The sequence below is a fragment of the Ancylobacter sp. FA202 genome, from assembly GCF_000380205.1.
Taxonomy (GTDB): Bacteria; Pseudomonadota; Alphaproteobacteria; order Rhizobiales; family Xanthobacteraceae; genus Ancylobacter.
On the sequence record NZ_KB904818.1, the window covers coordinates 3929869 to 3956478 of the forward strand.

The 26610-nt window shown below is 67.7% G+C and carries 25 protein-coding genes and 1 pseudogene; 8 read left to right on the forward strand and 18 right to left on the reverse strand.

All coding sequences use genetic code 11. The annotated features are described in order from the left end of the window. Window positions 1–2: 2 nt before the first annotated feature. From A3M1_RS0118095 to epsC, 12 genes and pseudogenes are all read right to left on the reverse strand, one after another. A complete protein-coding gene (locus A3M1_RS0118095) occupies window positions 3–1244 on the reverse strand; it encodes an SfnB family sulfur acquisition oxidoreductase (RefSeq protein WP_198291142.1) in 1242 nt (413 codons plus the stop codon). A 59-nt stretch (window positions 1245–1303) separates the two neighbouring features. Continuing rightward, window positions 1304–2974 (reverse strand): amidohydrolase, encoded by a 1671-nt coding sequence (locus A3M1_RS0118100; RefSeq protein ID WP_245261738.1) that lies wholly within the window; start codon window positions 2972–2974, stop codon window positions 1304–1306. A 1-nt stretch (window position 2975) separates the two neighbouring features. Beyond that, complete coding sequence (locus A3M1_RS0118105; protein ID WP_018390407.1) at window positions 2976–3851, reverse strand: ABC transporter permease; 876 nt, start codon at window positions 3849–3851, stop codon at window positions 2976–2978. Then, a complete protein-coding gene (locus A3M1_RS0118110; protein WP_018390408.1) occupies window positions 3848–4627 on the reverse strand; it encodes an ABC transporter ATP-binding protein in 780 nt (259 codons plus the stop codon). Before A3M1_RS0118110 ends, A3M1_RS0118105 begins: the two co-directional genes overlap by 4 nt. Then, window positions 4624–5658 (reverse strand): ABC transporter substrate-binding protein, encoded by a 1035-nt coding sequence (locus A3M1_RS0118115; protein ID WP_018390409.1) that lies wholly within the window; start codon window positions 5656–5658, stop codon window positions 4624–4626. Before A3M1_RS0118115 ends, A3M1_RS0118110 begins: the two co-directional genes overlap by 4 nt. A 28-nt stretch (window positions 5659–5686) precedes the next feature. Continuing rightward, window positions 5687–6025: a 4Fe-4S binding protein gene (locus tag A3M1_RS0118120; RefSeq protein WP_018390410.1), complete on the reverse strand. Its 339-nt coding sequence runs from the start codon at window positions 6023–6025 to the stop codon at window positions 5687–5689. Beyond that, on the reverse strand, window positions 6022–7635 hold the full coding sequence (locus A3M1_RS0118125; RefSeq protein ID WP_245261739.1) for an FAD-binding protein: 1614 nt from the start codon (window positions 7633–7635) through the stop codon (window positions 6022–6024). The genes A3M1_RS0118120 and A3M1_RS0118125 overlap by 4 nt, the downstream gene beginning before the upstream one ends. A 63-nt stretch (window positions 7636–7698) precedes the next feature. Beyond that, window positions 7699–7953: pseudogene (gene groEL / locus A3M1_RS0118130) on the reverse strand (chaperonin GroEL); the annotation flags it as partial. Continuing rightward, complete coding sequence (locus tag A3M1_RS26505; protein WP_157626324.1) at window positions 7913–8170, reverse strand: hypothetical protein; 258 nt, start codon at window positions 8168–8170, stop codon at window positions 7913–7915. The gene A3M1_RS26505 and the pseudogene groEL, both read right to left, overlap by 41 nt. A 156-nt stretch (window positions 8171–8326) precedes the next feature. Beyond that, on the reverse strand, window positions 8327–10312 hold the full coding sequence (locus A3M1_RS0118140) for a family 2A encapsulin nanocompartment cargo protein cysteine desulfurase (RefSeq protein ID WP_018390414.1): 1986 nt from the start codon (window positions 10310–10312) through the stop codon (window positions 8327–8329). Beyond that, window positions 10287–11231, reverse strand: coding sequence for a family 2A encapsulin nanocompartment shell protein (locus A3M1_RS0118145; RefSeq protein WP_018390415.1), 945 nt, complete (start codon window positions 11229–11231; stop codon window positions 10287–10289). Before A3M1_RS0118145 ends, A3M1_RS0118140 begins: the two co-directional genes overlap by 26 nt. A gap of 11 nt (window positions 11232–11242) precedes the next feature. After that, complete coding sequence (epsC, locus tag A3M1_RS0118150) at window positions 11243–12265, reverse strand: serine O-acetyltransferase EpsC (RefSeq protein WP_018390416.1); 1023 nt, start codon at window positions 12263–12265, stop codon at window positions 11243–11245. Between the two features lie 255 nt (window positions 12266–12520). Here epsC and A3M1_RS0118155 point away from each other — a divergent pair, with 255 nt between their 5' ends. From A3M1_RS0118155 to bioD, 7 genes are all read left to right on the forward strand, one after another. Continuing rightward, on the forward strand, window positions 12521–13300 hold the full coding sequence (locus A3M1_RS0118155; protein ID WP_018390417.1) for an amino acid ABC transporter substrate-binding protein: 780 nt from the start codon (window positions 12521–12523) through the stop codon (window positions 13298–13300). A gap of 156 nt (window positions 13301–13456) precedes the next feature. Continuing rightward, complete coding sequence (locus tag A3M1_RS0118160; protein WP_018390418.1) at window positions 13457–14137, forward strand: amino acid ABC transporter permease; 681 nt, start codon at window positions 13457–13459, stop codon at window positions 14135–14137. Continuing rightward, on the forward strand, window positions 14134–14913 hold the full coding sequence (locus tag A3M1_RS0118165) for an amino acid ABC transporter ATP-binding protein (protein WP_018390419.1): 780 nt from the start codon (window positions 14134–14136) through the stop codon (window positions 14911–14913). The genes A3M1_RS0118160 and A3M1_RS0118165 overlap by 4 nt, the downstream gene beginning before the upstream one ends. 118 nt (window positions 14914–15031) lie before the next feature. After that, on the forward strand, window positions 15032–15700 hold the full coding sequence (locus tag A3M1_RS0118170) for a GntR family transcriptional regulator (protein ID WP_018390420.1): 669 nt from the start codon (window positions 15032–15034) through the stop codon (window positions 15698–15700). An 86-nt stretch (window positions 15701–15786) separates the two neighbouring features. Beyond that, window positions 15787–16353, forward strand: a complete 567-nt coding sequence (locus tag A3M1_RS0118175; RefSeq protein WP_018390421.1) for a biotin transporter BioY — start codon at window positions 15787–15789, stop codon at window positions 16351–16353. Continuing rightward, window positions 16350–17423 carry a biotin synthase BioB gene (bioB, locus tag A3M1_RS0118180; protein ID WP_018390422.1) on the forward strand — a complete coding sequence of 358 codons (1074 nt, stop codon included), beginning with the start codon at window positions 16350–16352 and terminating at the stop codon, window positions 17421–17423. The genes A3M1_RS0118175 and bioB overlap by 4 nt, the downstream gene beginning before the upstream one ends. After that, the gene (gene bioD / locus A3M1_RS0118185) at window positions 17420–18058 is read left to right on the forward strand and encodes a dethiobiotin synthase (protein ID WP_018390423.1); all 639 of its coding nucleotides are present in this window, start codon (window positions 17420–17422) and stop codon (window positions 18056–18058) included. Before bioB ends, bioD begins: the two co-directional genes overlap by 4 nt. Before the next feature lie 75 nt (window positions 18059–18133). Here the strand turns inward: bioD and A3M1_RS0118190 are convergent, their stop codons facing one another. The 6 genes from A3M1_RS0118190 to A3M1_RS0118215 are packed head-to-tail and all read right to left on the reverse strand — an operon-like array spanning window position 18134 to window position 24770. Beyond that, window positions 18134–19387 carry an acyl-CoA dehydrogenase family protein gene (locus A3M1_RS0118190; protein ID WP_018390424.1) on the reverse strand — a complete coding sequence of 418 codons (1254 nt, stop codon included), beginning with the start codon at window positions 19385–19387 and terminating at the stop codon, window positions 18134–18136. A gap of 26 nt (window positions 19388–19413) precedes the next feature. Then, window positions 19414–20832, reverse strand: a complete 1419-nt coding sequence (locus A3M1_RS0118195) for an LLM class flavin-dependent oxidoreductase (protein WP_018390425.1) — start codon at window positions 20830–20832, stop codon at window positions 19414–19416. Between the two features lie 44 nt (window positions 20833–20876). Next, a complete protein-coding gene (locus tag A3M1_RS0118200) occupies window positions 20877–22157 on the reverse strand; it encodes an SfnB family sulfur acquisition oxidoreductase (protein ID WP_018390426.1) in 1281 nt (426 codons plus the stop codon). Between the two features lie 60 nt (window positions 22158–22217). Continuing rightward, a complete protein-coding gene (locus tag A3M1_RS0118205; RefSeq protein WP_018964020.1) occupies window positions 22218–23030 on the reverse strand; it encodes a MetQ/NlpA family ABC transporter substrate-binding protein in 813 nt (270 codons plus the stop codon). A 20-nt stretch (window positions 23031–23050) separates the two neighbouring features. Then, window positions 23051–23710, reverse strand: a complete 660-nt coding sequence (locus tag A3M1_RS0118210) for a methionine ABC transporter permease (RefSeq protein ID WP_018390428.1) — start codon at window positions 23708–23710, stop codon at window positions 23051–23053. Continuing rightward, the gene (locus A3M1_RS0118215) at window positions 23700–24770 is read right to left on the reverse strand and encodes a methionine ABC transporter ATP-binding protein (RefSeq protein WP_018390429.1); all 1071 of its coding nucleotides are present in this window, start codon (window positions 24768–24770) and stop codon (window positions 23700–23702) included. Before A3M1_RS0118215 ends, A3M1_RS0118210 begins: the two co-directional genes overlap by 11 nt. Before the next feature lie 322 nt (window positions 24771–25092). Here A3M1_RS0118215 and A3M1_RS0118220 point away from each other — a divergent pair, with 322 nt between their 5' ends. Continuing rightward, window positions 25093–26466 (forward strand): LLM class flavin-dependent oxidoreductase, encoded by a 1374-nt coding sequence (locus A3M1_RS0118220; protein WP_018390430.1) that lies wholly within the window; start codon window positions 25093–25095, stop codon window positions 26464–26466. The last annotated feature ends 144 nt before the right edge of the window (window positions 26467–26610 follow it).

Genomic DNA, 26610 nt, shown 5'->3' on the forward strand with positions numbered 1-26610 from the left:
CCTCAATTCCACTGGTGCCGCGGCGGCAGCGCGCCATTCAGCGTGTAATTGCAAAGCAGGTGGTATTTCCACCGCACCGGATCGTGCAGGGTGTGCACCCGCGCATCGCGCCAGTAGCGCCCGAGATTGTAGGCCTCTCGGGTCGAGGACGAGCCCGCCAGCTCCGTCAGTCGCTCGGCGGCTTCCAGCGCGATTTCGGTGGTGAGGATCTTCGCCTCGGCCACTGCGACCGACGCCTCGGCCGAGCTTTCTGCCGTGACCGGCGCGGCGGCGATCCGGTCGAGTGCGCGGCCGGCCCGCGCCAGAACCTCCTGCGCCGCGTGCAGGTCTATCTCCAACCGGCCGATTTCGCCGAGGATGTAGGGGTCTTCCGTCACGCTGGCGACGGTGAACGGGTAGGCGCGGGTCTTGGTGCGCACGAAATCCAGCGCCGCCTCGACCGCTCCGGCGGCGATACCGGCGTCGATGGCCGCCTGGATGTGCTGCGAGCGTGGCCCGCCAAGCCCGGGCCGTCCCGCGAGCGGGGAGAGGTCGATCAGCAGTTCCTCGTCGACCGGGGCGGCCTCGAACAGAACCGTGCCGCTGGCGGTAGTGGTCTGGCCGAAGCCCTGCCAGTCGTCGACGACCTGCACGCCCGGCGCGTCGCGCCGCACCCAGGCGAGAACCGGCCGGCCATCCTCGTCCACCGCGCGGGTGGGAATCCAGTGGGCGAAGATCGCCCCGGTCGAGTAATAGCGACGCCCGCTGAGGACGAGCCCGTTGGTCGTGCGGGAAAGCTGCGTCGTCACATGGGTGATGGCGCGGCCATGGCGTTCGGGACCGGCATTGCCGATGCGATGGCCGGCGAGGATGTCGGCATAGATGCGCGCCTGCTGCGCCGGGCTTGCCGCCTCGCGCAGCAGCGCCAGCACGCCGAACTGGTTCTGCGGGATCTGCGCCACCGAGGCATCGGCGGCGGCCAAGGTGGCGAACACCTGCGCGACGGTTTCATGCGAGACATCCGCTCCGCCAAAGGCGCGCGGCACGGTGATGCCGCCGAGCCCGCTGGCGGTGAACAGTTCGATTTCCTCCCAAGGTAGGAGCCGCCTGCTATCGCGCAGCGAGGCCCCCTCTGCCAAGCGGGCCGCTAGGGTTCGCGCGACCTCGACGGCTTCCGCATCCGAGGCAATCAGATGCGGCCGAGAAGGCTGTGGTGGGCGCCGCTCTGGCGATGCAGGAGCCTGTGCAGCCGGAAATTGCGACATTGGTAGGCGTTCCAGGGACATGACCAGGTGGGGTGAATGAACGGGTTTGCCCGGTTTGCTCAGATCGCGTCGTGAACGATGCGGCCGTTGACGATGGTCAGGCGCGCGGAGATCGAGCGCAGGCCCTCGGGCGGAAGCGCCGTGGGGTCGTGCGACAGAACGACAAGGTCGGCGGCGAAGCCGGGCTTCAGCGGTCCCTTCCACGTCTCGTCGAAGGTGAGCCGGGCGCCGGCCACGGTGAACAGGCCGAGCGCGGTCTCGGCATCGAGCCGCTGGTCCGGCCCGATGACGCGCCCGCCCTGCCGTTCCTGCCGGGCGCAGGCGACCCACAGGGTGAAGAACGGATCATAGGGAATGTTGTCGGTGGCGATGGCGAGCGGAATGCCGGCGTCGAGGATGTGGCGGTGCGGCACGATCCAGTCGCCATTCTCCGCCTCCGCCAGATAGCGCCCGCCGCCCTTCCAGAGGAAATAGGTCGGTATGGTCGTTACCAACACGCCGAGCCGGGCGAGCGCGGCAAGGTCCGCCGCGTTGGTGCGTCCCACATGCTCGATCACCCAGCGCCGGCCGTTCAGCGGGTGTCGCTCGTTCACCGCTTCCAGCACCGGTACGATCTCGTGCAGCTTGTCACTGACAATCGTGTGCAGGCGCAGCTCGTGCTCGGCGGCGAGAAAGGCGGCCTCGCGGAAGTCGGCCGGCGTCACCGCCTGCTCGACGAAGCCGGACCAGCCGGTGTCGGGCAGATGCGCCCGCGCGCAGCAGGCCGTCGCGGCGTCTCCGCCATAGGCAATGTGAATGCCGGACACGCGCAGCCAGCCATCGCCAAGGCCGGAGCCGCGTGCGCTCGCCAGCCAGTCGCGCATGATCCGCTTTGCTTCCGCGAGATCCGACCAGCTCGGCGAAACCACGAGCCCGACGCGCACCGACAACTCGCCACGTTCCCAAAGATGGCGATAGACAGAAATGGTCTCCGCCGCCGAGCCGTGCCCCTCATAGATGCTGGTCGTGCCCTTGGCGTTGTAGAGCTTCTGCGAGAGCCGCACGCCCTCCACCCGGTCCTCGAAGCCGAAGCGCGGTATGGCGGGAAGAATGTCGAATTCGACCGTTGGGCGGTTATTGCGCTCGATGATGACGCCGGTGGGCTCGCCTGCAGAGTCCTTGAGAATCTCCACGCCGGCGATGCGGGGCACCGTGTCGCGCGTGATGCCGTTGAGCGCCAGCGCCCGGCTGTTGAGGGCGGTATAGCCCGGCGGCCGCCCCCAGTTGCCGAACACGCCCTGAAGGTAGACGGGGTGGTTGGGCGCGGCGGAATCCAGTTCATACCGGTCGGGGACTCGACCTTCCTCCAGCGTCTCTGGTCCGTCGAAGAAGAACGGCGGGGTTCCGACCGGCATGGTGACGATCCAGGAGCCCGGCGGCGTGGTCCGCGCGGCCGAACGCACGCGCGCCAGTATGTCCTCGACGTTCCGCACGCCGGCGAGAGACGGACGCAGGTGCTTGAGGCCCTCGCGTTCCATGTGGGCGTGGGTATCATTTATGCCGGGAATGATGGTCGCCCCGCCAAGGTCACGGATGTCGGCTTCCGGTCCGGCGACCTCGAGCACGTCATCGCCGCCGACCGCGATGAGTCTTCCACCCCGAAAAGCAAGGGCGGAGGCACGCGGACGGGTTGGGTCGAAGGTGATGACATGCGCATTGCGCAGCACCGTTGTTGCCAATCGGTCGGTCATGTCAGGACGTGATCTGGTACCAGGGGAAAAGGCGGCGAGCGATAGCGACGAAGGCGCGGTCGACCAGGAAGCCGACGGCGCCGAGCACGGCGAGGCCGATGAACATGATGTCGACGCGGAAGAGCTGGTGGCCTTCCGACATCATGTGGGCGATGCCCGAAGAGGCGCCCGACATCTCCGCCGCCACCAGCACCACCAGCGACACCGAGAGCGCCTGACGGATGCCGGTGAGGATGAAGGGCAGGGCAGCCGGCAGCACCACGAGGAACAGCGTGGTGAGGCGACCCGCGCCCAGGCAGGCGGCGGAACGCAGATAGATCGGGTTCACGTCGCGCACGCCGATGAAGGTGGTGATCCACAGCGGGAAGAAGGCGCCCCAGGCAATGAGCGCGGTCTTCGAGACCTCGCCGATGCCGAACCACAGGATGCAGAGTGGAATCAGCGCGATGGCCGGGATGGACCGAAAGCCGTGCAGAAGCGGTTCCAGAAGATATTGCAGCCAGGCGAGGCGCGCGGTCAGCACCCCGGCCCCGATCCCCAGCCCAAGGGCGAGGCCGAAGCCGGATGCCGCCCGCACGAGGCTGACCCGGATATTGTCGAGGATCTGACCGGAGAACAGCAGCGGCACGAAGGTCGCGAATACCTGTGAGGGCGGCGGAAACAGCACCTCGTTGATCCAGGTGGAGTAGCGCGGGATCAACTCCCAGGCGATGACGAACAGCGCGAGTCCGGCGACGTTCAGCGCGGCACGCCAGAGTGTCGCCTGGCGCAGGCGGCGGCGATGGGCCGCCTTGAACGTCGTCTCGAAGCTGTCCGCCGGTGCCGGGGCGTTCCGGCTCGTCCGCTGATCGGTGGTCTCGGAGGAGGCGATGCTCATGCCGCCTTCCTCCCATGGTGCCCCGCCAGCGCGCCCGCGATCTCCGCATAGAGCTCGGCGAAGCGTGCCGAGCCCCGTTCGCGCGGATGCGGGGCGTCGAGGGTGAGGTCGGCGCGGATGGTGCCGGGATGGGCGCCCATCACGACGACGCGCTGGGCGAGGAAGGCCGCTTCGTCGACATTATGAGTGACGAAGACGACGGAAACGCCGGTCTCCTCCCACAGACGCAGCAGGTCTTCCTGCAGCGTCTGGCGTGTCATGGCGTCGACCGCGGCGAAGGGCTCGTCCATCAGCAGCACTTCCGGCTCGACGACCAGCGCCCGCGCCACCGCGACGCGCTGGCGCATGCCGCCGGAGAGTTCATGCGGGTAGCGGTCGGCGGCGTGCTGCAGGCCGACCCGCTCCAGCGCCCGCAGGGCCTGCCGGCGACGCTCGGCGCGCGGCACGCCGCGCGTGCGCAGGCCGAATTCGACATTCTGCCGGGCTGTCATCCAGGCGAACAGCGCATACTCCTGGAACACGACGCCACGTTCCGGGCCGGGGCCGGTTATGGGCGCCCCGGCGAAGGACACCGTGCCGGCGGTCGGCGTGACGAAGCCGGCAATCAGATGCAGCAGCGTGGTCTTGCCGCAGCCGGACGGGCCGATCAGGCAGACGAACTCGCCGCGGCGGATCTGCAGCGACACATCGCGCAGCGCCCAGTTCGGCGTGCCGTCGCGCGCCGCATAGACCTGCGAGACGCGCTCGGCCGCGATGAGCACGGCGTCCGCGCTCACGACAGGGTGACCCGGTCGGGATAGAGCGCCTTGGTCGGGCCCTCGGCGATCAGCCCGCGCAGCAGGGTGCGCAGGTCGCCCTGCGGCGTCTTGCCGAGGCCGGCGGCAATGGCCCAGTTTGCTTCATTGACCAGATCGTCGAGGAAGCGCTGGTCGAAGCCGAGCTTGAAGGCGAAGGTTGAGGTCGCCTGGCGGATCTGCTCGGCCGGCGTCTTGATGCGCTCGGCGATCAGGGCGGGCCAGTTCGGATCGGTGTTGATGCGCTGCTCGGCGGCGTTGATCGCCTTCAGCGCGGCGGTCACTGCCTCGGGCTTCTCCTTCAGCACCTTTTCCGTCGTGAGGAAAAGCTGGTGGCTCTGGAAATAGGGCTCTATCCCTTCCAGCGTCATCTCCACGACCTTGCCGCCGGTCTGCTTGTCGGCAACCGCGACCGCCTGGCTGCTCCAGGCGAAGCCGTCAATATCGCCGCGCGTCAGCGTGGTTGCGAGATTGCCGGGCGCGACGTTCACCACGGTGACGTCGTCCGGCTTCAGCCCTGCGAGTTCAAGGTATTTGGCCAGCAGATACTGGCCGGAGGTGCCGACGGGCGTGCCGATCTTGCGACCCTTGAGGCTGGCGGGGTTCTTCGGGTCGATACCCACATCGTTGCGCACCGCGATCCGCATGTCGCGCGAGTAGCGGGAATAGTTGATGACCGCGAGCGGCTTGAGGCCGTTCAGTGCGGCGAAGACCAGTGGCGTGTCGGTGGAGGCGGAGAAGTCGGCCGAGCCGGTGAGCAACGCCTGCAGGGCGTCGCGGCCGGAATCGAAGGAAGCCGTCGTCAGCTCGACATTCTGCTCCTTCCAGTAGCCGGCGGCCTCCGCCACATAAGGCACCGCCCAGGTGTAGCCGACGCTGCCATAGGCCACCTTGACCGGGATCGCAGCCTGCGCCCGCAGGATGGAGGGCGTGAACAACGCCGCTCCGCCCGCGCCGATGCCGGCCAGCAACTGGCGCCGATCGAGGGACAGCGTGTCGAGGGGGGAGGCCATGGTGTTTGTCCTTGCTGAAGCGGGCCGGCTAGAGGCCCTTGAGGAGGCGGAAGGTGGAATCGAGCCGGCGGCGCGCCGCGGTTTGCGGCGACCAGCCGATGGCGGCGCGGTAGGAGCCGACAAGCCCGGCATCGATCAGCGCCGCTTCATCGACCTTGACGGGGTGGTCGGCGTCCGGCGCGACGTAGAGTGCGTCCTCGGGGCAGTAGAGCTCGCACATGAAGCAGGTCTGGCAGTCCGCGCCGCGCGCGATACTGGGCAGGGCCCCCGCGATCGCCTTGGGCGCGGGATCGAAGACATTCGTCGGGCAAACAGCGACGCAGATGTTGCAGCCGGTGCAGCGTTCGGCGCTGACGAGCTCGATCATGCCGCCAGCTCCGTCTGCGGCCGCGCCAGCGGCGCGGCGGGCGCCGCCCAGGCCTCATCGAGGCCGCCGCTGAAGATGTGGCGCAGCTGCGCCGGGTCGGCCTCGGGATGGTCGGCGCGCCGGTGCATACCCCGCGTTTCGGTGCGGGCGAGCGCGCTGCGGTACATCCAGCGCGCCACCGCCGTCATCGCCGCCGCCTCGCGCGCCTTCACGAGGTCGGCCGCGCTGGCGGCATCGGCCGCGCGCAGCGACTGCCAGAGCCCGTCAAGCCGGCCGAGCGCGGCCTGTAGCGTGTCGCCGGAGCGGAAATAGTTGATGTCGAACGGGAACACCTCGGCCTGCACGCGGCGTGTCACTTCCTGCGGATCGAAAGTCCGTCCGTTGCCCGCGCGCAGCCCGACCGTACCGGCCGGTGCCGCCGCGCGCCGTGCGCCACGCTGGCGGGTACCGTGTGTGGCGGCGCCGGCGCCGGCCCATTGGCCCGAGGAGATCGCCCAGGCGGCGTTGTGGCTGCCGCCGCCGGTGAAGCCGCCGCAGATCAGTTCGCGCGTCGCCGCGTCGCCTGCAGCGAAAAGGCCGGGAACGGTGGTGGCGCAGCTCTCATCTACGATGCGCAGGCCTCCGGTGCCCCGCACCGTGCCTTCCAGCCGCAGCGTCACCGGAAAACGCTGGGTGAACGGGTCGATGCCCATGCGGTCGAAGGGCACGAAGAAGTTCGGCTGCGCCTCGCGCATGGAGGCATGCAGGCCCGGCTCGGCCTTGTCCAGCTGGGCATAGACCGGTCCGCGCGCGAGCCAGCGGGCGATGACCGAGCGCCCACCCTGCGAGGCCGCACCGGGGATCGTTGCGCCGCCAGGCTCGGTGAACGTCGCCCATTTATAGAGCAGGGTCTTGGTGACAGAGGCGAAGGTGGGCGAGATGCCATAGGCGTTGGAGAATTCCATGCCCGAGAGCTCGGCGCCCAGCTCCGCCGCCATGAGCAGACCATCGCCGGTGAGCACGTTGCAGCCCAGCGCGCGGCTGAGAAAGGCACAGCCGCCGGTGGCGATCACGACCGCGCCTGCCCGCACCGCCCAGTCGTCGCCCTGCTGGCGACGCAGGCCACGGGCGCCGGCGACCGTGCCGTCCGCGTCGACGAGAAGTTCCACCGCCGGGCTGTGATCGAGAATGCGCACGCCAGCGCCCTTCACCAGCTTGCGCATCAGCCGCATATATTCCGGGCCCTGCAGCGAGCCGCGCGCCGGGGCGCCTTCATCATTCAGCGGAAAGGGATAGCCGCGCGCGGCGAGCTCATCCACACTCTGATGCGTGCGGTCGAGAACCCGCATGGACCACTTCCGGTCAGCGAGGTTTCCGCCGAGCACCTGGCGCGCCAGAAACGCCGCGTGCCGCCGCTCCGGGTCCGGCGGCACGTACCACACGCCGGTGCCGGAAGGCGCCGTCGCGCCCGACGTGCCGCAGAACCCCTTGTCCGCCAGCACCACGCGGGCGCCGGCGCGCGCCGCCGCCAGCCCCGCCCAGGTTCCGGCGGGGCCGCCGCCGAGAACCAGCACGTCCGCATCGAGATCGAGCGCCGCGCGGTGGGTCGACATTTCTGGCTTCAGACTCATGGGGTGCGCTCCGGGGGCGATAAAGAGAAACCCGCCCGGCCGGGCTGGGGGGACAGTCCTCGATCAGAAGTCCACACCGCCGCCCGGTGCGGGCAGGGTCGGCTTGTCGCGCGGCAGCTCGGCGATCAGCGCCTCTGTGGTCACCAGCAGGCCGGCGACGGAGGCCGCGTCCTGCAGCGCTGTGCGCACGACCTTGGCGGGATCGACGATGCCGGCGGCGATCAGGTCGACATAGGTCTCGTTCTGCGCGTCGAAGCCGAACGTCGCCGACCTGTTGTCAAGAATCTTGCCGACCACGATGGAGCCCTCCACGCTGGCAGGATGTCCGCAGGCTGAAGTCCAGCCGCAGTGCGGCCAGCGTGCCGCGCGCGGCCGCTTGTATCTGCTCGATCGTCGCGAAATCCTGGCCGTCCATGGCGTCGAACTGGTGGTTCGAGGCATGAAAGCGGAAGCCGCTCTCAAGACGGGACGCCAGGCCCGCGCGACGGCCTGCAACGACGACGATGGCAATGTGGGAACTCGGCGGCTCGATCATGAAAAGTAGAATATTAAATCGGTAGATTAAATCAATAAAAAGATCGACCGTTGCCGCTCACATCTCCGGGCGCCGTCCGGCGGCAGGGTGCCTATGCACCACGGCGTGCTTGGGCGAGGGTGGTGCCCGCCCGGCGACATGCCGGGCGGGTTTGAATCACCGCCGTCCCCGTCCGCTCTGGATGCGCTTGAGGGCGACCTCCAGCGCGTCGATATCGTCCTTCGTATTGTAGAAGGCGAGCGAAGGACGCACCGTGCTCTCCAGCCCGAAGCGGCGCAGGATCGGCTGGGCGCAGTGATGGCCTGCCCGCACCGCGATGCCCTCGCGGTCGAGCGCCACGCCGACGTCCTGGGTGCGGCAGCCATCAAGCACGAAGGAGAGCACGCTGGCCTTCTCCTTCGCCGTGCCGATGAGCGTGAGTCCCGGCACGGTGAGCAGGCGCTCCGTTCCGTAGACCAGCAGTTCGTGCTCGTAGCGGGAGATCACCTCCATGCCGATGGCCTCGACATAGTCGATCGCTGCCCCGAGCCCCACCGCATCGGCGATGTTGCCCGTGCCGGCCTCGAAGCGCTCCGGTGGGCCGTGATAGATGGTCTTCTCGAAGGTGACGTCGGCGATCATGTTGCCGCCGCCCTGCCAGGGCGGAAGGTCCTTGAGAACCTCGGGCTTGCCGTAGACCACGCCAATGCCCGTGGGACCGAACACTTTGTGGCCGGAGAAGACGAAGAAGTCGGCGTCGATGGCCTGGACGTCCACCGCCATGTGGGAAACCGACTGCGCCCCGTCCACGACCGCCCGGACGCCGTGGCGATGGGCGATCGCGACCAGTTCCTTCACGGGTACCACCGTGCCGAGCGCATTCGAGACCTGCGTCACCGAGACCAGCCGGGTGCGCGGGTTGATCAGCTTCTCGAACTCCTCGACGATCACCTGGCCGGTGTCGTCCACCGGCGCCACCCGTAGCCGGGCACCCTTCTCGGCAGCGAGCTGCTGCCAGGGCACGATATTGGCGTGATGCTCCAGATGGGTAACGACGATCTCGTCGCCCTCCTTCACATGCCGGCGGCCATAGGTCTGGGCGATGAAGTTGATCGCCTCGGTGGTGCCGCGCACGAAGATGATGTCCTTCGTGGAGCCGGCATTGAGGAAGCGACGCACCTTTTCGCGCGCCGCCTCATAGGCATCGGTCGCCCGTGCCGCCAGCGTGTGGGCGGCGCGGTGGATGTTGGAGTTCTCGTGCTCGTAGAACCGGCTCAGCCGGTCGATCACCGCCTGCGGCTTCTGCGTCGTGGCGGCATTGTCGAGCCAGATCAGCGGCTTGCCGTGCACGTTCTGCTGCAGGATGGGGAAGTCGCGCTTGACCGTATAAGGGTCAAACGGTCGGGTCGACGAACCGAGGTCCGGCACCAGTTCAGGGCGCAGTCCAGCGGAGATGGTGCTGAAATCCAGACTCCGTTCTGACGGATGGACGGGTTCGGCCGGGAGAGCTGGAAAGCCGCCCGGCGCCGGCACGTCCGCCGGTGCGAGGGATTCGCCCTCGCGCAGGAAGTAGAATCCGTTGGCGCTTGGCTGGGCGACGTTGCCGGGAACCGCCGGCACGTCGCCGCCGGTCGAGGAACGGCGCGTGTCGAACGCGACGACATTGCCGAGGCCGGCCGGCAACTGGCCGAAATCGAACGGCGCCGGAAAGGCGGGCACAAACAGCCCCGGCGAGCCGCCCGGCTGCGGCAGGCCCGGCGTGCCGGGAACCGCGACAGCGGTTGGCGCGCTTGGGGCGGGAATGCTCGGCGTGGGCACCACCGAAGGGATGGTTACCGGCGGCAGTTCGGGCAGCCCTACCGGCGGCTGCACCGGAATATGCGGCGCGGCCGTCGTCAGCACCGACGTGCCGGGCAGTTGGCCCGGATTCGGCGGCGAGGAGGGCAGGGGGACGACATGTGGTGCCGTTGCGGCCTGGTCCGGGGCCACGTGGAAGAGGGCATTGGCGATCTGCTGGATCAGCCCGGCATCGGGCCAGCCGGGAGCTGCCCCGCCAGGCGCGGTACCGACGGCAGGAAGCTCCAGCGCCAGCGGCGTGCCCGCCGATGGCGCCGCCGCCCCCGATTCCGGGGCGAAATCAGGCGTAGGTGTCAGGATAGGCATGATACTTCCCCACCTCGACATCCTCGAGCACCGCCAGCGCGTCGTGCGTGAGCACGGCAGCCGAGCAGTAGAGCGAGATGAGATACGAGGCGATCGCCTTGCGGTTGATGCCCATGAACCGGACCGAAAGGCTCGGCGCCACTTCGCCCGGCACGCCGGGCTGGAACAGACCGACCACGCCCTGCTTCTTCTCGCCGGTACGTAGCAGCAGAATCTTGGTCCTGCCGTTCTCGTCCACGAACAGCTTGTCCGAGGGCACCAGCGGCAGGCCGCGCCAGGTCAGGAACGGGGTGCCGAACAGCGTCACCGTGGGCGGCGGCACACCGCGACGGGTGCATTCGCGTCCGAAGGCCGCGATCGCGCGGGGATGAGCGAGGAAGAAGGCCGGCTCCTTCCACACCTTGGTGATGAGCTCGTCGAGATCGTCGGGAGTCGGCGCGCCGGTGCGGGTCTTGATCCGCTGCGAGGGGGCCGAGTTGGCGAGAAGGCCATATTCGGCGTTGTTGATGAGCTCGCTCTCCTGCTTCTCCTTCACCTTCTCGATGAGCAGGCGTAGCTGCTCCTGGATCTGGTCGTAGGGGTGCGAGTAGAGGTCGGAGACTCGGGTCTGCACATCGAGAACGGTGGAGACCGCATTGAGCGAGTATTCGCGCGGCGCCTCGTCATAGTCGACAAAGGTCTCCGGCAGGTCTGAATCCTGATCGCGGCGCGGCGAGCATTGAACGTCGGCCTCGCCATCGCCGGCCTCCTTGACCCGGTTGAGCCGGTAGATGCCGGCCTCGACCGGCGTCCAGGGCAGGAAGGACACCAGCCAGCGCGGCGTGATGCCCGACCATTGGGCGCGGGTCTTGGTGGCATTGGCGAGTTGCCGGGCGGCAGCCTCGCTGAGTGTACGGCGAATGGCAGGTTCTTCGGTCATTCTAGTCCCCGTCAGGATGAAGCACCAGGCCGCGCGGGCCCGGTGTGGGCAGTGCCCTCGCCGCCGGTCGAGCGGGTCTGGGCCTGAGTGATGTGGCTGCCCGGCGGCACCGAATGGGTGAGCCAGACATTGCCGCCGATGCTGGAGCCGCGGCCGATGGTGACGCGCCCGAGCACGGTGGCGCCGGCATAGATGACGACGTCGTCCTCGATGATCGGGTGGCGCGGATTGCCCTTGATGAGCGCGCCGTGCTCATCGGCCGGAAAGCTCCGCGCGCCCAGCGTCACCGCCTGGTAGAGCCGCACGCGCGCGCCGATCTCCGCCGTCTCGCCGATGACGACGCCCGTGCCGTGGTCGATGAAGAAGCTGCCGCCGATCTGCGCACCCGGATGAATGTCGATGCCGGTGCGGGAATGGGCGATGTCGGAGATGAAGCGCGCCAGAAAGCCGGCGCCGAGCCGATGCAGCGCATGGGCGAAGCGATGGTGCAGAATGGCGGTGAGGCCCGGATAGACCAGCAGAATCTCAGAATAGCCCGTCGCGGCCGGATCGCCGTCATAGGCGGCATGCAGATCGCTCACCAGCAGGCCGCGAATAGCCGGCAGTTCGGCGGCGAACGCGCTGGTGATCCCGAACGCCTGTCGGCGGAATTCGGCCTCGCTGCGGTCTTCCTGCAGCGAGAAGGGAAGGCTGCGCGCCACCTGCTCGGCCAGTCGGGTCAGGGCCTCGTTGAGCGTGGCGCCGACATAATAGTCGATGGTCTCGCGCGTGAGGCCGGGCTCGCCGTAATGGGCGGGGAAGAGAGCGGCGGCGAAGCCCTGTACGGCGCGGGCGATGGCCTCGCGCGCCGGCGGCGGGCGCAGCCGCCGACGGTGGCGGATGTTGTGGCTGACATCGCGGGAGAGCTTCAGCCCCGCCACGACCGAATCCAGATTCCAGTCGGGCTGCACGGATTCAGCTTGGTCCCCGACCGCGTCGCCAGACGCCGCTCGGCGCAGCTCGCCTACCTCCGCGCTGCCATTGCGAAACACCATTCCTGCCCCCGGCGGCTTCCCGGTCGACGTCGCTGCGTCGTCCCGTCCTGGCAAGGGGTCGCACGAGAAATACCATTTGTCTAGCGAATTTGTAGACTTTACGAATGCGGTTGAGAGTGCGAATTTGTCGTTCCCGGGGTTGCAGCGCGGCCGCCTGCCCCCAGTCTTCATAAGTATGAGCCAAGGGTGACCCGGCACGGACAAGCCGTCGCTGGTTCGCCCACATTACGGCAGCCTTTGCCGGGGAGAAGTCACATGAAATTCGCCACCGCCATCCTCGCCGCTGGCCTCGCCGCGGCGATCCAGTTGGCCGCGCCGCAGCTTGCCCGCGCCGACGTTCTCGCGACGGTCCGGCAGGCGGGTGTCATCAAGATCGGCACCGAAGGCACTTACCCGCCCTTCACCTTCCACGACACGGCCAACAAGCTGGTGGGCTTCGATGTCGAGATCGGCCAGGCGATCGCCGCCAAGCTGGGCGTCAAGGCCGAGTTCCTTGAAGGCAAGTGGGACGGGCTGATCGCCGGGCTGGACGCCGGCCGCTACGACGCCGTCATCAACCAGGTCGGCATCACCGAGGCGCGAAAGGTGAAGTACGACTTCTCGCAGCCCTACATCGCCTCCAAGGCGGTGCTGATCGTCAAGGACGGCAACGACGCGATCAAGAGTTTCGCAGACCTCAAGGGCAAGAAGGCCGCCCAGTCGCTGACCAGCAATTTCGGTAAGCTGGCGGAACAGAACGGTGCCACACTCGTGGGGACGGATGGCTTCGACCAGTCGATCCAGCTCGTTCTCAACAGCCGGGCCGACGCCACCATCAATGACAGCCTGTCTTTCCTCGACTTCAAGAAGCACAAGCCGGACGCACCGGTGAAGATCGCTGCCGAGCAGAAGGACGCGGAATATTCCGGCGTCATCGTGCGCAAGGGAAATCCCGAGCTTGTCGCCGCCATCAACAAGGCGCTCGATGAGATCAAGGCGGACGGAACCTATGCCAGGATTTCCAACACCTATTTCGGGGCTGACGTCTCCAAGTAAGGGCGCCTGAAGGCGCTCCACGCGGACGCCCCCGCAGCGGGCTCTCGCGAGGACTCATGGGCGAGCGCGTCCTTCGCCCGATCCTGATGTGGACCGGCCCCGGCGGTCCCATCTTTCTGCGCGGGCATCCGCGCGACGGTTTATGCGGAGGATCGCGTGCCTCACTGGCTCGACCTGATGCTGCAATCACTCGGCCCGCTGCTCTGGGCCGCGCTGATCTTCACCGTGCCGCTCACGCTGCTGTCCTTCGTGCTTGGGCTGACGCTGGGCTTTTTCACTGCGCTGGCGAGGCTTTACGGGCCAGCGCCGCTGGCCGCCCTCGCGCGCTTCTATGTCTGGATCATCCGGGGCACGCCGCTGCTGGTGCAGCTGTTCGTGATCTTTTACGGCCTGCCGAGCGCCGGCATCCTGCTGGACGCGTTCCCGGCGGCGCTGATCGGCTTCACCATCAATGTCGGGGCCTACAGCTCGGAGATCATCCGCGCGGTCATTGCCTCGATTCCCAAGGGGCAGTGGGAAGCGAGCTACTCCATCGGCATGAACTGGTCGCAGGCGCTGCGCCGTACCGTGCTGCCACAGGCGACGCGGGTCGCCGTGCCGCCTCTGTCGAACACCTTCATTTCGCTGGTGAAGGACACTTCGCTCGCGGCGGCCATCACCGTGCCTGAGTTGTTCCAGCAGGCGCAGCGCATCGTCGCCGTGACCTATGAGCCGCTCATCATCTACATTGAAGCCGCGCTGATCTACCTCGCGCTGAGCTCGGTCCTTTCCATCCTGCAGGACCGGCTTGAGCTGCGCTTCGCCCGCTCCGCCGGCGCGCTGGAGCCCTCCACATGATTCATCTGAGCGCGATCGAGAAGAGCTTCGGCGGCGTTCCCGTGCTGAAGCGGGTCAGCATCAGCGTTGCCGAGGGGTCGGTGACGGCGCTGATCGGCCCGTCCGGCTCTGGCAAGAGCACCCTTCTGCGCTGCGTGAACCTGCTGGAGGTTCCCGAAGCGGGTACGCTCGTGCTGGACAAGGAGACGCTGCATTTCACCGGCCAGAAGCCGAGCCCTGCCGCCATTCGCCGCGTGCGGCGGCAGACCGGGATGGTGTTCCAGAACTTTCAGCTCTTTCCGCACCGAACCGCCCTCGGCAATGTCATGGAAAGCCTCCTCGTCGTGCTGAAATGGCCGGAGGCAAAGGCGCGCCAACGCGCTCTCGAACTGCTCGACAAGGTCGGCCTGGCCGAGAAGGCGCAGGCGTGGCCGGCGCAGCTTTCGGGTGGACAGCAACAGCGTGTCGCCATCGCTCGCGCGCTCGCCTCATCGCCGCGCGTGCTGCTCTGCGACGAACCAACATCCGCTCTGGACCCCGAGCTCGCGCTTGAAGTGGTGGAGGTGCTCGCGCAGCTGGCCCGCGAGGGCACCACGATGATGATCGCCACGCATGATCTGCGCCTGGCGGCGAGCGTCGCCCATGAGGCGTTCATGCTGGAAGCCGGGGAGGTTGTGGAGGCGGGCCCGTCGGCCGAGCTGTTCACGCACCCGCGCAAGGAACGGACACAACGCTTCATCTCAAGCCTTGGCAACGATGTTCCGGCGGGTTGGCCAACGGCTAAGGCGGAGGCGTGAAGCCGGAGGACACTGAAGCGGACGCGCCTCGCACGCGGGTCCACGCCCGAAGCCATGTCGGTCGCTCGCAGGGACGTAGATGGTCGACACGCCGCTCGCATCAAATTATCTATAAAAGATGAGCGTGAAATCCGAAGAGACCCTGGCCGCCCGCATCAGCCGTGCCCTGGCGGACCGTATCATCGCCGGTGACATAGAGCCGGGTTCGCGGCTGCGCCAGGACCATATCGCCGAGGAATTCGGGGCGAGCCATGTGCCGGTGCGCGAGGCGTTCCGGCGGCTGGAAGCGCAGGGGCTCGCCGTGAGCGAGCCGCGGCGCGGCGTGCGGGTCGCCGCCTTCGACCTCGCCGAGGTGAAGGAGGTGGCGGAGATGCGGGCCGCCCTCGAGGTGCTCGCCCTGCGCCATGCCGCGCCGCATCTCACGCCGGCCATCCTGAACGCGGCGGAGGAGGCGACCCGCGCAGGCGACAATTCCCGCGACGTGCGGAGCTGGGAGGAGGCTAACCGGCGCTTCCACCGGCTCATCGTCGCCCCCTGCGGCATGCCGCGCCTGCTCGCGGCGATCGACGATCTGCATGCGGCAAGCGCCCGGTTCCTGTTCTCGGCCTGGCGCTCGGACTGGGAGGCGCGGACCGATCACGATCACCGCGCCATCCTCGCGGCGCTGCGTCGAGGCGATGTCGAGCTCGCGGGCTCGACGCTGGCCCGGCATGTCCAGTGGATCGGCCATCGCCCGGTCGCCGCCGCCAATGGCCGCAGGCGCGATGCTTTCGCGATTGTCGGCTGAAATTATCTATGAAGTGGTTGCGAATCTCAAGCGCCTATGGATTCATAGTAGATAGTTAGAAAAATTATCTATAATATGGAGCCGAGATGATCGCTGCCTTCGCCACGGGCCGTCCAAGCCTGCGCACCACTCTCCGCCATGCCGCCCTTGTCCTGATCGGCGTCGCCTTCATCACCCTCTGTGCCAAGCTGCGCGTTCCCTCCTGGCCTGTGCCAATGACCCTGCACACGCTGGCGGTGATGACGATCGCCGTGGCCGCCGGCCCGCGCCTCGCCACGCTCACCTTCCTCAGCTATCTCGCCTTGGGCGCCGCCGGCCTGCCGGTCTTCTCGGGCACGCCCGAGCGCGGCATCGGTCTCGCCTATATGGTGGGGCCGACGGGCGGCTATCTTCTCGGCTATCTCGCCGCGAGCGGGCTGACCGGCGCGCTGGCGGCCGGGCGCGGAGTGGTGGGGCGCAGCCTTGCCATGCTTGCCGGCCTTTCCGTCACCTATGCCATCGGCCTGCCCTGGCTCGGCCTCTATATCCCCGCCGACAAGATCATCCCTTTGGGCTTCACGCCCTTCATCCTGGGCGACCTCATCAATATCGCCATGGTCGCGTTGGGCAGTGTGCTGGTGCCCGCCCGCTGGCTCGGAGCGCTCGGCCGATGAGTGGCGCGGTCGCTTCGGAGGACGGCGCGGAGCTGCGCACGGACTGGACAGAGGCCGAGGCCCGCGCCCTCTACGACCTGCCGCTTCCCGATCTGCTGTTCCGCGCACAAGAGACCCATCGCCGCCATTTCGACCCGACGCGCATCAACAGCGCGACGCTGCTGTCGATCAAGACCGGCGGGTGCCCGGAGGATTGCGGCTACTGCGCGCAAAGCGCCCATTGGAAAACGGGGGTGCGCGCAAGCCGGCTGATGGAGGTCGAGCGCGTGCTGGAGGCGGCGCGTCAGGCTAAGGCCGGCGGCGCCACGCGCTTCTGCATGGGGGCGGCCTGGCGGGCGCCGAAGGACCGCGACATGGAGGCGGTCTGCGCGATGATCGAGGGTGTCCGGGCGCTCGGCCTCGAAACCTGCGTGACGCTTGGCATGCTGACGCGCCCGCAGGTCGACCGGCTCGCAGCGGCCGGCCTCGATTATTACAACCATAACATCGACACTTCCCGCGCCTTCTACCCGCAGATCGTCACCACAAGGACGCTGGACGACCGGCTGGAGACCCTGGAGCAGGTGCGCGCCGGAGGCATCAAGCTCTGCTGCGGCGGCATTGTCGGCATGGGAGAGAGCGTCCACGACCGGATTTCCATGCTGGTGATGCTGGCGACCCTCGACCCGCATCCCGAAAGCGTGCCGCTCAATATGTGGCACCCCATTGATGGGGTGCCGGTGATGGCGAAGGCGCGCCCGGCCGGCGCCCTCGACTTCGTCCGGCTGGTCGCCCTGGCCCGGCTCCTCCTGCCGCGCAGCGTGGTCCGCCTCGCGGCGGGCCGGCAGGCCCTGAGCGACGAAGCGCAGGCGCTGTGTTTCCTCGCCGGCGCCAATTCCGTCTTTACCGGCGATGTGCTGCTCACCGCCGGCAATCCCGCCCGCGACCGTGACATGGATCTGCTGGCGCGACTTGGCATGGCCTTCGCCGGTGAAAGCATCGCCACCGAAGCGGTCCGCGATGGCGCAGGCTCTCTTTCTGCGGCGGCCGGCTGTAGCTGGGGCGCCATCTCGTCCGAGGTCGCGTCGTGACGCAGGCTCTGGTGGTCACGGGCACCGATACCGGCGTCGGCAAGACCGTGGTCGCGGCCGGGCTCGCCGGGCTCCTCGGCGCCGCCTATTGGAAGCCGGTTCAGGCGGGGCTCGATGGCGAGACCGACAGCGAGACGGCGCGCCGCCTGGGTGGGCTCGATGCGTCGCGCGTGCTGGCGGAAGCCTACCGGCTGCGCACGCCGGCCTCGCCCCATCACGCGGCTGCACTTGATGGCATGACGATCGACCTGGACCGTCTCGCCATCCCACAATGCACCGATACCCTCGTGATCGAAGGCGCGGGAGGGCTGATGGTGCCTCTAACCGGCACTCGGACGTTCCTCGACCTGTTCGCACGCTGGCAAGTGCCTGTCGTGCTCTGCGCCCGCACGCGGCTCGGCACCATCAACCACACGCTGCTGTCGCTGGAGGCGTTGCGTCGGTGCGACGTGCCGGTTCTCGGCGTGGTGTTCGTCGGCGACGCCGCTCCGGAAAGCGAGGCGATCATCGCGGCGTTGGGCGCGGTCTGCGTACTGGGCCGTCTGCCATGGCTGGAGCCGCTGACACCGGGCCGCCTCCGGGCGGAAATGAAGCCAATCTCCGCACGCATCGCGCAGGCGATGCGTGCGTGCTGACGCATCCCGCAGCGGTGGCCTCTCGATCTCCCGTTTCGCTTCTTGAGGAATTGGGCTGACCAAAGGCCTCGCGGCCTACTCCGCCGCCTGCCGCTCGGGTTCGGCGACGGGCGTTCCGATCCGCCACTGATAGGGCGGCAGCGTCCCGTTCACCGCGAAGTCGCCGATGATGCGGTCCTTGTAGACGCGCGGATTGTGGGAGGAGAGGGTGCGCACATTGCGCCAGTGCCGGTCGAGCCCGAGCGGCTTGCGCGTCGCCGAGGCGCCGAGCGCATCGAACAGCGTGGTGGAGGCATCGAGGATGAGGTTCGTCACCACGGTCTGCGCCTGCGCGGTCTCCAGCTCCGCGATGGCATTGGCGCGCTCCTCCGCTGCTTCGTCGCCGGCGAAATGCGCCGCAAAGGCGCGCTCAAGCGAGGCGGCCGCCTGCAGCGCGATGGCGGCGGCGGAATAGGCGGCGCCGCGCGCGCGCCCGACCACGGCGAGAACCTGCGGATCCTGCGCCGAGCGCGGGCCGTTGGCGTGGGTATAGGTGCGGTTGCGCGCCGCCACCGCCCGCGCGACATCGCGGGTAATGGCGCGGCCGATGCCGGCGATCGTCGCGAGATGATAGAGCTGGTAGAAGGCCGCGCTGTAGCGCCAGCGCTCGGCGTCGGGAACCACCTCCTCGCGGGCCACGGGCACATCGGTGAAGGTCGTGCTGCCGCTGACCGAAAGCACCTGTCCGAAGCCGTCCCAATCATCGACGATGGTCACGCCCGGGGCGTCGGCGCGCACGAAAACAGAGAGTTCCTCACCCTCGGGGCCGGTCACGCCAACATCGATCCAATCGGCGTAGAGCGAGCCTGTCGTGTAGTACTTGGCTCCGTTGAGAACGAGCTGCCCGTTCTTCTCTGAAAGCCGTGTTCCGAAGGTTTCAAGCGTGCCGCCGGCCGCCTCGGTCCAGGCACTGCCGGTGGTCTCTCCGGCGGCGATCCGTGCGAACCAGCGGGCGCGCCGCGCCTCGTCCCTCGTGTTCAGCACGTCCTCGAGCACGCCGAAATGCACGCGCAGCGCCTGGGTGACGTTTGAATCCGCCTCGGATAGTTCGATGAGGAGATTGGCGAGCTCCGGCAGGCTCGCGCCCTGGCCGCCGGCCTCGACGGGCAGACGCACGGCCGTGAATCCGGCCTCCTTCAGCCAGCGGATCGGCTCAAAGGCAAGCTCGCGCTTGAGCTCACGCTCGATCGCCGTCGCGGCAATGCGGGCAAAGACGGGGCGGAAGCGCTCGGCCAGCGCCTCGTAGCGGTCGCTCGGGCCGGCGCCCCAGGCGGAATCGATCTGGCTCATGGTGTCACCTTCTGAAGTGGCTCGGGTCATTCGGCCGCCGCGACGCCCGCATGCGCGCGCGCCTCGGCCTCGCGGCGCTTCACCGCCTCGATGTCGCGATAGCCATGGGCCGGGTGGGTGGCGGGCAGGTAGGGGCCCTCGCCGAACAGCTTCTCGCGCAGCGTGCCCGGCCGATAGGTCGTGGGGTAGACCCCGCGCTTCTGCAGTTCCGGCACGACGAGATCGACGATGGATTCGAAGGTCTCCGGCGTCACCGCGTAGGCGAGGTTGAAACCGTCGACATCGGTCTCCTCGACCCATTCCTGCATGATATCGGCGATGGTCGCGGGCGAGCCGACGAAGACCGGGCCGACGCCGCCAATGCCGCCCCATTTCGCCAATTCCTCGACGGTCCATTTCTGGTCCTTGCCGCCGAAATTCTCGACCATGGAAACGATGGCGTTGGTCTCGACCTTCTTCAAAAGGTCGGTGGGGGCGTACTGGCCGAAATCGAGCCCGCTCCAGCCGGACATGAACACCAGCGAGCCGTCATAGGAGACGTAGCGTGCATACTCCTCGAAGCGCTGCTGCGCCTTGGCGTCGGTCTCATCCACGATGAGCGTGACGAGGTTGTAGATGTAGAGCTTGCGCGGGTCGCGCCCGGCCTCGGCCGCCTGCCGGCGGATATCGGCGACATAGGCCTTGAGCAGCGGCTTGGTCGGCGCGCCGACGAACACGCATTCGGCGTGCTGGGCGGCGAAGGCCTTGCCGGCCCCGGAGGCGCCGGCCTGGTAGAGCACCGGCGTGCGCTGCGGCGAGGGTTCGGTCAGCCCGTAGCCGGGCACGTCGAAGAAGCGGCCCTTATGGCCGATTTCATGCACCTTGGCGGGATCGGTGAAGAGACGGTTTTCGCGATCGCGCACAACGGCGCCCTCTTCCCAGGAGCCTTCCAGCAGCTTGTAGAGCACCTCGACATATTCATTCGCCACCTCGTAGCGATTGTCGTGCCGGCGCAGGCCGCCCTGGCCGATGTTTTTCGCCCCGCTCTCGAGATAGGAGGTGACGATGTTCCAGCCGACGCGGCCCTTGCTGTGGTGGTCGGCGGTCGCGATGCGGCGGGCGAAGGTGTAGGGGTGCTCGAAGGAGGTGGAGGCGGTGATGCCGATGCCCAGATGCTCGGTGGCGAGCGCGATCGGCGCGGCGAGCTGGAGCGGATCGTTGACGGGGATCTGCGCGGCCTCGCGGATCGCGTGCCAGTTCGAGCCCTTGTAGACGTCGTAATAGCCGACGACATCGGCGATGAAGATGCCGTCAAAGATGCCGCGCTCAAGGGTGCGCGCCAAATCCTGCCAATAGTCGAGATCCTTGTATTTCCAGGATCGGTCGCGCGGGTGCGCCCACAAGCCGGGCGACTGGTGGGCGACGCAGTTCATGTCGAAGGCGTTGAAGCGGATATGGCGGGACATGTCGGTTTCTCCGGCAGCACGGCGGGCGCGAGGGCGCGGCTGGCTCAGATCCAGGAATGAAGCGGGGGGTGGACGCCGTTCAGGTAGAACTGACCGACCGCGTGGTACTTCCAGCGCACCGGGTCGTGCAGCGTGTGGGTGCGCGCGTCGCGCCAGAGCCGGTCGAGCCCGTGGCAGCCCAGCGTCGAGCGGGTGCCGCCGAGCTCGAACAGCTTGGAGGTCGCGAGCAGCGCGGCGTCCGTGGTCAGCACCTTCGCCTCGGCGGTCGCCACCTTGGCCAGCGCGATGCTCTCCAGCGTCGTCTCGGCGAGGGTGGCGTCGAGTTGGGCGCCCGCCCGGTCGAGCAGCGCCTCGGCCGCATTGAGCCGGATGGCGAGGTCGCCAATGGCGCTGATCGTGTAGGGGTCCTCGCTCGCGCTGTCCTTGCCGCTGTCGATCCAGGGGCGCGCCTGGCTGCGGATGAAGTCGAGCGTCGCATTGAAGGCGCCGCGCGCGATGCCGGCGTCGATGGCGGCGTGCAGGAGCTGACTCTGCGGGCCGACGGCGCTCGGGTTCTCATAAACGACATGCGCCGGCAGCACGCGCGCGGCGGGGATCACCACATCGTTCAGGAGAACCGTGCCGCTCGCGGTGGTGCGCTGCCCAAAGGCAGACCAGTCGTCGATCACGGTCAGGCCCGGCGTGTCGCGGTCGGCCACAGCGACATAGACATGGCCGTCCTCGCCCAGCGCGACGATGGGCACGAGATGCGCGAAGAGCGCGCCGGTGGAATAGAACTTCTCGCCCGACACGACGTAATCGTCGCCCCGCTTCACCAGCTTCGTGGCGAAGTCCTCGACATTCCTGCCCTTGAACTCGGAGAAGGCGTTGCCGAGCCGGAAGCCGGCCAGCACCAGAGCGAACAGTTCGCGCTTCTGCGCCTCGCTGGCGGAGAGGCGGATCACGTCGATGATCTCGAAGCTGTTCTGAGCGATCTGGGTCAGCGAGGCATCGCCTGCCGCCAGCTCGGCAAAAACCCGGGCAAGCGTGCGCTGCGAGACCCCCGCACCGCCATAAGCCCTGGGGATGGTGATCCCCCACAGCCCGCTCTGCGAGAAGGCGTCCACCTCGTCAAACGGCAATGTCCGGTCACGGTCGCGCTCCAGCGCGTCGCGGGCGAAAAGCGGGGCGAGGCTGCGTGCCACCGCGATCGCCTCGGCGTCGTCGGCGATGACATGGGCGGGGCGCGCGGGGCGGGCCGGTGCCCATTCCGGCGCGCCGCGCGCCGGCTCGGCAGGGGCAGGCGACGGGGATCGGACGGCGAGGGCAACGGCGTCGGTGCTCATGATGTCGGTATCCGGTGACAAGAGAAGAGGGCGGGCACCGGCCGGGCGCCGCCCGTCGCATCAGAAGGCCGCGTAGACCTGCCCCTGATAGCGATCCTGGATGAACTGGCGCGTGGCCTCGCTGTTGAGCGCCTTGGCGAGGATCTTGATCGCGGCATCGTCCTTGTTCTCGGGACGGGTCACGAGGTATTCGCCCCAGACGTTCTTTCCGTCCTGGCCGCGCTCGATGTAGAGCGACTTGGCGAGGTCGAGCTTGGCTTCAAGCACGTAGTTGCCGTTCAGTGCCGCGAGATCGACCTGGCTGAGAGCCCGCGGCAGGATTGCCGATTCGAGCTCGACGATTTTCAGGTTCTTCGGGTTCTCCAGAATGTCCTTCTGGCTCGGCAGCGGGTCTTCCGGCGAATCGAGTTCGGCCTTGCCCTTCAGCTTGATGAGGCCAAGCTTCTGCAGCAGCAGAAGGCCACGTCCGCCATTCACCGGGTCGTTGGGAATGGCGACGGTGGCGCCGTCCTGCAACTGGTCGACCGAGGTGATTTTCTGTGAGTAGGCGACAAACGGTTCGATATGGACCGGCACGATCGCCACGAGGTCGGTGCCGCGCTCGCGGTTGTAGTCATTGAGGAAGGGACGATACTGATAGTAGTTCGCATCAAGCTGCTTGGAGACGAGCTGGGCATTGGGCTGGATGTAGTCGGAGAACACCCGGATATCGAGCTCAAGCCCTTCCTTGGCGACGATGGGCTTCACGAATTCAAGAATTTCCGCGTGCGGAACCGCAGTCGCGCCGACCACCAGCTTTTCGCCGGCAAAGGCGGAGCCTCCAAGAAGGGCGAGTGAAAGCACGGCGGAGGAAAAAGTCTTCAAAAGGGTCATGGCACGCATCCGTGGCTGGATCATTTCCGGGAAAAGTGGAGGACGAGCCGGTTGCCGGCCGCCTGAAGGAGCTGGACGAGGATGATCAGCAGGACGACCGTCACGATCATCACCTCGGTCTGGAAGCGCTGATATCCGTAGCGAATGGCGAGGTCGCCTATGCCACCGCCGCCGATGGCGCCCGACATCGCCGTGTAGTCGACGAGCACGATGGCGGTAACGGTGATCCCGGCGAGGATGCCGGGCAGCGCCTCGGGTAACAGGGCGCGGAACACGATCTGGCCGATGGTCCCGCCCATGGCCTGCGAGGCATCGATGACACCGTGGTCGACCTCGCGCAGCGCCGTTTCGACCAGCCGGGCAAAGAAGGCCGTGGTGCCGACCACCAGCGGGGGAATGACGCCGCGCACCCCGAGCGAGGTGCCGGTGATGAGGGTCGTCACCGGCATCAGCACGATCAGCAGGATGATGAACGGCACCGACCGCAGGATGTTCAGCACGAAGGACAGGACGGCATAGACCGCGCCCTGCTGGAGAAGCTGGCCCCGGCCGGTGAGGAACAGCAGCACGCCGAGCGGCAGGCCGAACAGCACGGTGAAGAACAGCGCGCCGCCCAGCATGGCGAGAGTATCGAGTGCGGCAAACCCGATCTGCGGCCAGTCGATGCGATCAAGCGACATCGGCGAGCTCCCGGGAGACAACGTCAGCCTGGGCGCCCAGCGTCGCATCAGCCGGCGTCAGCTCCTCCACGTCGACGCCGGCGGCGTCGAGACGGGCGAGGGCGCTGCGCACATCGCCGCCGCTGAAGGCGATGGTGAGCTGCGCGAAGGGCTCGTCGCGGATCGTGCCGATCTGCCCGCCGAGAATGGCGAAATCGACGCCGTGCTCGCGCGCTATATGGCCAAGGATCGGGCTGTAGGTGGCGGCACCCCGGAAGGTCAGCCGGAACACGTCGCCGGCGGTCCGCAGCGCGTTGCCCGCAGCCTTCTCCTCGCGTACCGCCTCACGCACCAGCGCCAGGGTCGCGGGATGGCGCGGGTGCAGAAACACCGCCTCCACCGGCCCGGTCTCGACGATCCGGCCGGCGTCAAGCACCGCAACCCGGTGGCAGATCTGCCGCACGACATCCATCGTGTGGGTGATCAGCACGATGGTCAGGCCGAGTTCCTGATTGATCTCGGACAGCAGCCGCAGCACCGAGCGCGTCGTTTCAGGGTCCAGCGCGCTTGTCGCCTCGTCGCACAGCAGGATGGCGGGGCGGCAGGCCAAGGCGCGGGCGATGCCGACACGCTGTTTCTGGCCGCCGGAGAGCTGGCGCGGATATTTGTCGGCATGGGCGGACAGGCCCACGCGGGTCAGCAATGCGTCGACCCGGGCGGCAATGGCCGCACGACTTCGCACACCGGCGAGCTGGAGGGGAAAGGCGACGTTTTCCGCCACCGTCTTGGCGCTGAGCAGGTTGAAGTGCTGGAACACCATGCCGATCTCGCGGCGCAGCTTCAGAAGTTCCCGCCCGCCGACGCCGGCCGTTGCGCGGCCATTGACCGTGAGGGTCCCCGTTTCCGGCCGCTCCAGCAGGTTGATGAGCCGCACCAAGGTCGATTTGCCGGCGCCGGACGCGCCGATGATGCCAAACACCTCCCCGCTCTGGACGGCGAGATCGACACCGCGCAAGGCGGGCACTGAGCGCCCGCTGCCGCCATAGGTCTTGGTGACGTTGGTCAGCGAAATGATCGTCATGGCACGGGTGTCACAGCGAGGGACGTGGCGCGGATCGCGGACCAGCGACGGGGGAAGTGGTGGCCGGCGTCACAGCGGCATAGGCCCGTCAGGCGGCACCGGGCCCGGCCGTGCGACCGGATCGCGCGGGCCGGCCCGGTGCGGTCGGCAGGCGCAGCGGCAGAAACCATGGCCGTTAATCTCGTATCCATTGGTCTACTAAATCTATAAACTATTAGCGGTGTCAATAGGGCATGATGCGTGGCGCCCACGGACCGCGCCGGCACTGCCCTTCGCCATCCGTCGTGCCTCTCCAGGAGGCTTTCAATGCGGGAACTGAGACGTGAACCGAGAGATTCTGCTGAACGCCTTTGCCATGAACTGCGTCGGCCATCAGTCACCGGGGCTATGGCGGCATCCCCGCGATCGCTCCGCGCACTACACGGAACTGTCCTATTGGCTCGATCTCGCCCGGACCTTGGAGCGCGGCAGGTTTGACGGCATCTTCCTGGCGGATGTGCTGGGCGTGTACGACGTTTATGGCGGCGCGCCGGATACGGCATTGCGCACCGCCATACAGGTGCCGGCGAACGATCCCATGCTGCTGGTTCCGGCGATGGCGTCGGTGACGGAGCATCTGGGCTTCGGCATCACCTCGACCCTGACCTATGAGCCGCCCTTTCCCTTCGCCCGGCGCCTGTCCACGCTCGATCACCTGACCAAGGGGCGCATCGGCTGGAATATCGTGACCGGCTATCTCGACAGCGCGGCCCGTGCCGCGGGTCGGGAGCGGCAGGTCGCCCATGACGACCGCTATGACATCGCCGACGAGTACATGGAGCTCGTCTACCGGCTATGGGAGGAGAGCTGGGACGATGACGCCGTGCGCCGGGATCGTGACGCCGGAATCTTCACCGATCCGGCGAAGGTCCGGCCGATTCGTCACGCTGGCGCGCATTATCGCCTCGACGCCATCCACCTCGCTGAGCCCTCGCCCCAGCGCACGCCCGTGCTCTACCAGGCGGGCAGTTCGCCGCGCGGGCGGCGCTTTGCCGGCCGGCATGCGGAATGCGTGTTCGTCTCCGGTCCCTCGGCGGCAGTGATCGCGCCCCGCGTGGCGGCGATCCGGGAGGCGGCGCGCGCCGAGGGGCGTTCGCCCGACGCCATCAAGGTCTTCAGCATGATGACGCTCATCCTTGATGAGACCGACGCGGCGGCGGCCGCCAAGCTCGACGAGTACCGCGCCTATGTCAGCCATGAGGGAGCGCTGGCCCTGATGTCCGGCTGGACCGGCGTCGATTTCTCGCGGCTGCCGCTCGACGCGCAGGTTCGGCATGTCGAGAGCGAGGCGGGCCGTACCGCGATGGACAACATCACCCGCGCGGATACCGACAGGGTCTGGACGGTCCGAGAAGTCGCCGAGCATGTCGGTATTGGCGGGATAGGACCGGTCATCACCGGCGGGCCGCAGCGCGTTGCGGACGCGGTGGAGGCCTGGGTGGACGCGACCGGCGTCGACGGATTGAACCTCTGCTACGTCGTCATGCCCGAGAGCTTCGAGACCGTGGTCGATCTGCTCGTGCCCGAGCTCGCCCGGCGCGGGCGCTATAAGACGGCCTATCAGGAAGGCACGCTGCGCGAAAAACTGTTCGGCGCGGGGCAGGCCCGCCTCGCCCTCCCGCACCCGGCGGCCACCTTCCGGTCCGTGCGCGCCTGAACGTGAAACGCCTTGCGGCCGCTGCGTCAGGCGCCGAGGCGGACGACGCGGAGGCCAAAAACGTGGATCGCGCCTATGGATACCGCTTGCCAATCTAATTATTCTAGTCAATCTATAGAGTAATTAGACTGTTTCGGATAACCT

Excerpts from the sequence above, each read along its gene's own strand:
- A3M1_RS0118095 (WP_198291142.1), bottom strand. The coding sequence starts at position 1,244 with ATGTCGCAATTTCCGGCTGCACAGGCTCCTGCATCGCCAGAGCGGCGC.
- A3M1_RS0118100 (WP_245261738.1), bottom strand. The coding sequence starts at position 2,974 with ATGACCGACCGATTGGCAACAACGGTGCTGCGCAATGCGCATGTCATC.
- A3M1_RS0118105 (WP_018390407.1), bottom strand. The coding sequence starts at position 3,851 with ATGAGCATCGCCTCCTCCGAGACCACCGATCAGCGGACGAGCCGGAAC.
- A3M1_RS0118115 (WP_018390409.1), bottom strand. The coding sequence starts at position 5,658 with ATGGCCTCCCCCCTCGACACGCTGTCCCTCGATCGGCGCCAGTTGCTG.
- A3M1_RS0118120 (WP_018390410.1), bottom strand. The coding sequence starts at position 6,025 with ATGATCGAGCTCGTCAGCGCCGAACGCTGCACCGGCTGCAACATCTGC.
- A3M1_RS0118125 (WP_245261739.1), bottom strand. The coding sequence starts at position 7,635 with ATGAGTCTGAAGCCAGAAATGTCGACCCACCGCGCGGCGCTCGATCTC.
- A3M1_RS26505 (WP_157626324.1), bottom strand. The coding sequence starts at position 8,170 with ATGATCGAGCCGCCGAGTTCCCACATTGCCATCGTCGTCGTTGCAGGC.
- A3M1_RS0118140 (WP_018390414.1), bottom strand. The coding sequence starts at position 10,312 with ATGCCTATCCTGACACCTACGCCTGATTTCGCCCCGGAATCGGGGGCG.
- A3M1_RS0118145 (WP_018390415.1), bottom strand. The coding sequence starts at position 11,231 with ATGACCGAAGAACCTGCCATTCGCCGTACACTCAGCGAGGCTGCCGCC.
- epsC (WP_018390416.1), bottom strand. The coding sequence starts at position 12,265 with ATGGTGTTTCGCAATGGCAGCGCGGAGGTAGGCGAGCTGCGCCGAGCG.
- A3M1_RS0118155 (WP_018390417.1), top strand. The coding sequence starts at position 12,521 with ATGAAATTCGCCACCGCCATCCTCGCCGCTGGCCTCGCCGCGGCGATC.
- A3M1_RS0118165 (WP_018390419.1), top strand. The coding sequence starts at position 14,134 with ATGATTCATCTGAGCGCGATCGAGAAGAGCTTCGGCGGCGTTCCCGTG.
- A3M1_RS0118170 (WP_018390420.1), top strand. The coding sequence starts at position 15,032 with ATGAGCGTGAAATCCGAAGAGACCCTGGCCGCCCGCATCAGCCGTGCC.
- A3M1_RS0118175 (WP_018390421.1), top strand. The coding sequence starts at position 15,787 with ATGATCGCTGCCTTCGCCACGGGCCGTCCAAGCCTGCGCACCACTCTC.
- bioB (WP_018390422.1), top strand. The coding sequence starts at position 16,350 with ATGAGTGGCGCGGTCGCTTCGGAGGACGGCGCGGAGCTGCGCACGGAC.
- A3M1_RS0118190 (WP_018390424.1), bottom strand. The coding sequence starts at position 19,387 with ATGAGCCAGATCGATTCCGCCTGGGGCGCCGGCCCGAGCGACCGCTAC.
- A3M1_RS0118195 (WP_018390425.1), bottom strand. The coding sequence starts at position 20,832 with ATGTCCCGCCATATCCGCTTCAACGCCTTCGACATGAACTGCGTCGCC.
- A3M1_RS0118200 (WP_018390426.1), bottom strand. The coding sequence starts at position 22,157 with ATGAGCACCGACGCCGTTGCCCTCGCCGTCCGATCCCCGTCGCCTGCC.
- A3M1_RS0118205 (WP_018964020.1), bottom strand. The coding sequence starts at position 23,030 with ATGACCCTTTTGAAGACTTTTTCCTCCGCCGTGCTTTCACTCGCCCTT.
- A3M1_RS0118210 (WP_018390428.1), bottom strand. The coding sequence starts at position 23,710 with ATGTCGCTTGATCGCATCGACTGGCCGCAGATCGGGTTTGCCGCACTC.
- A3M1_RS0118215 (WP_018390429.1), bottom strand. The coding sequence starts at position 24,770 with ATGACGATCATTTCGCTGACCAACGTCACCAAGACCTATGGCGGCAGC.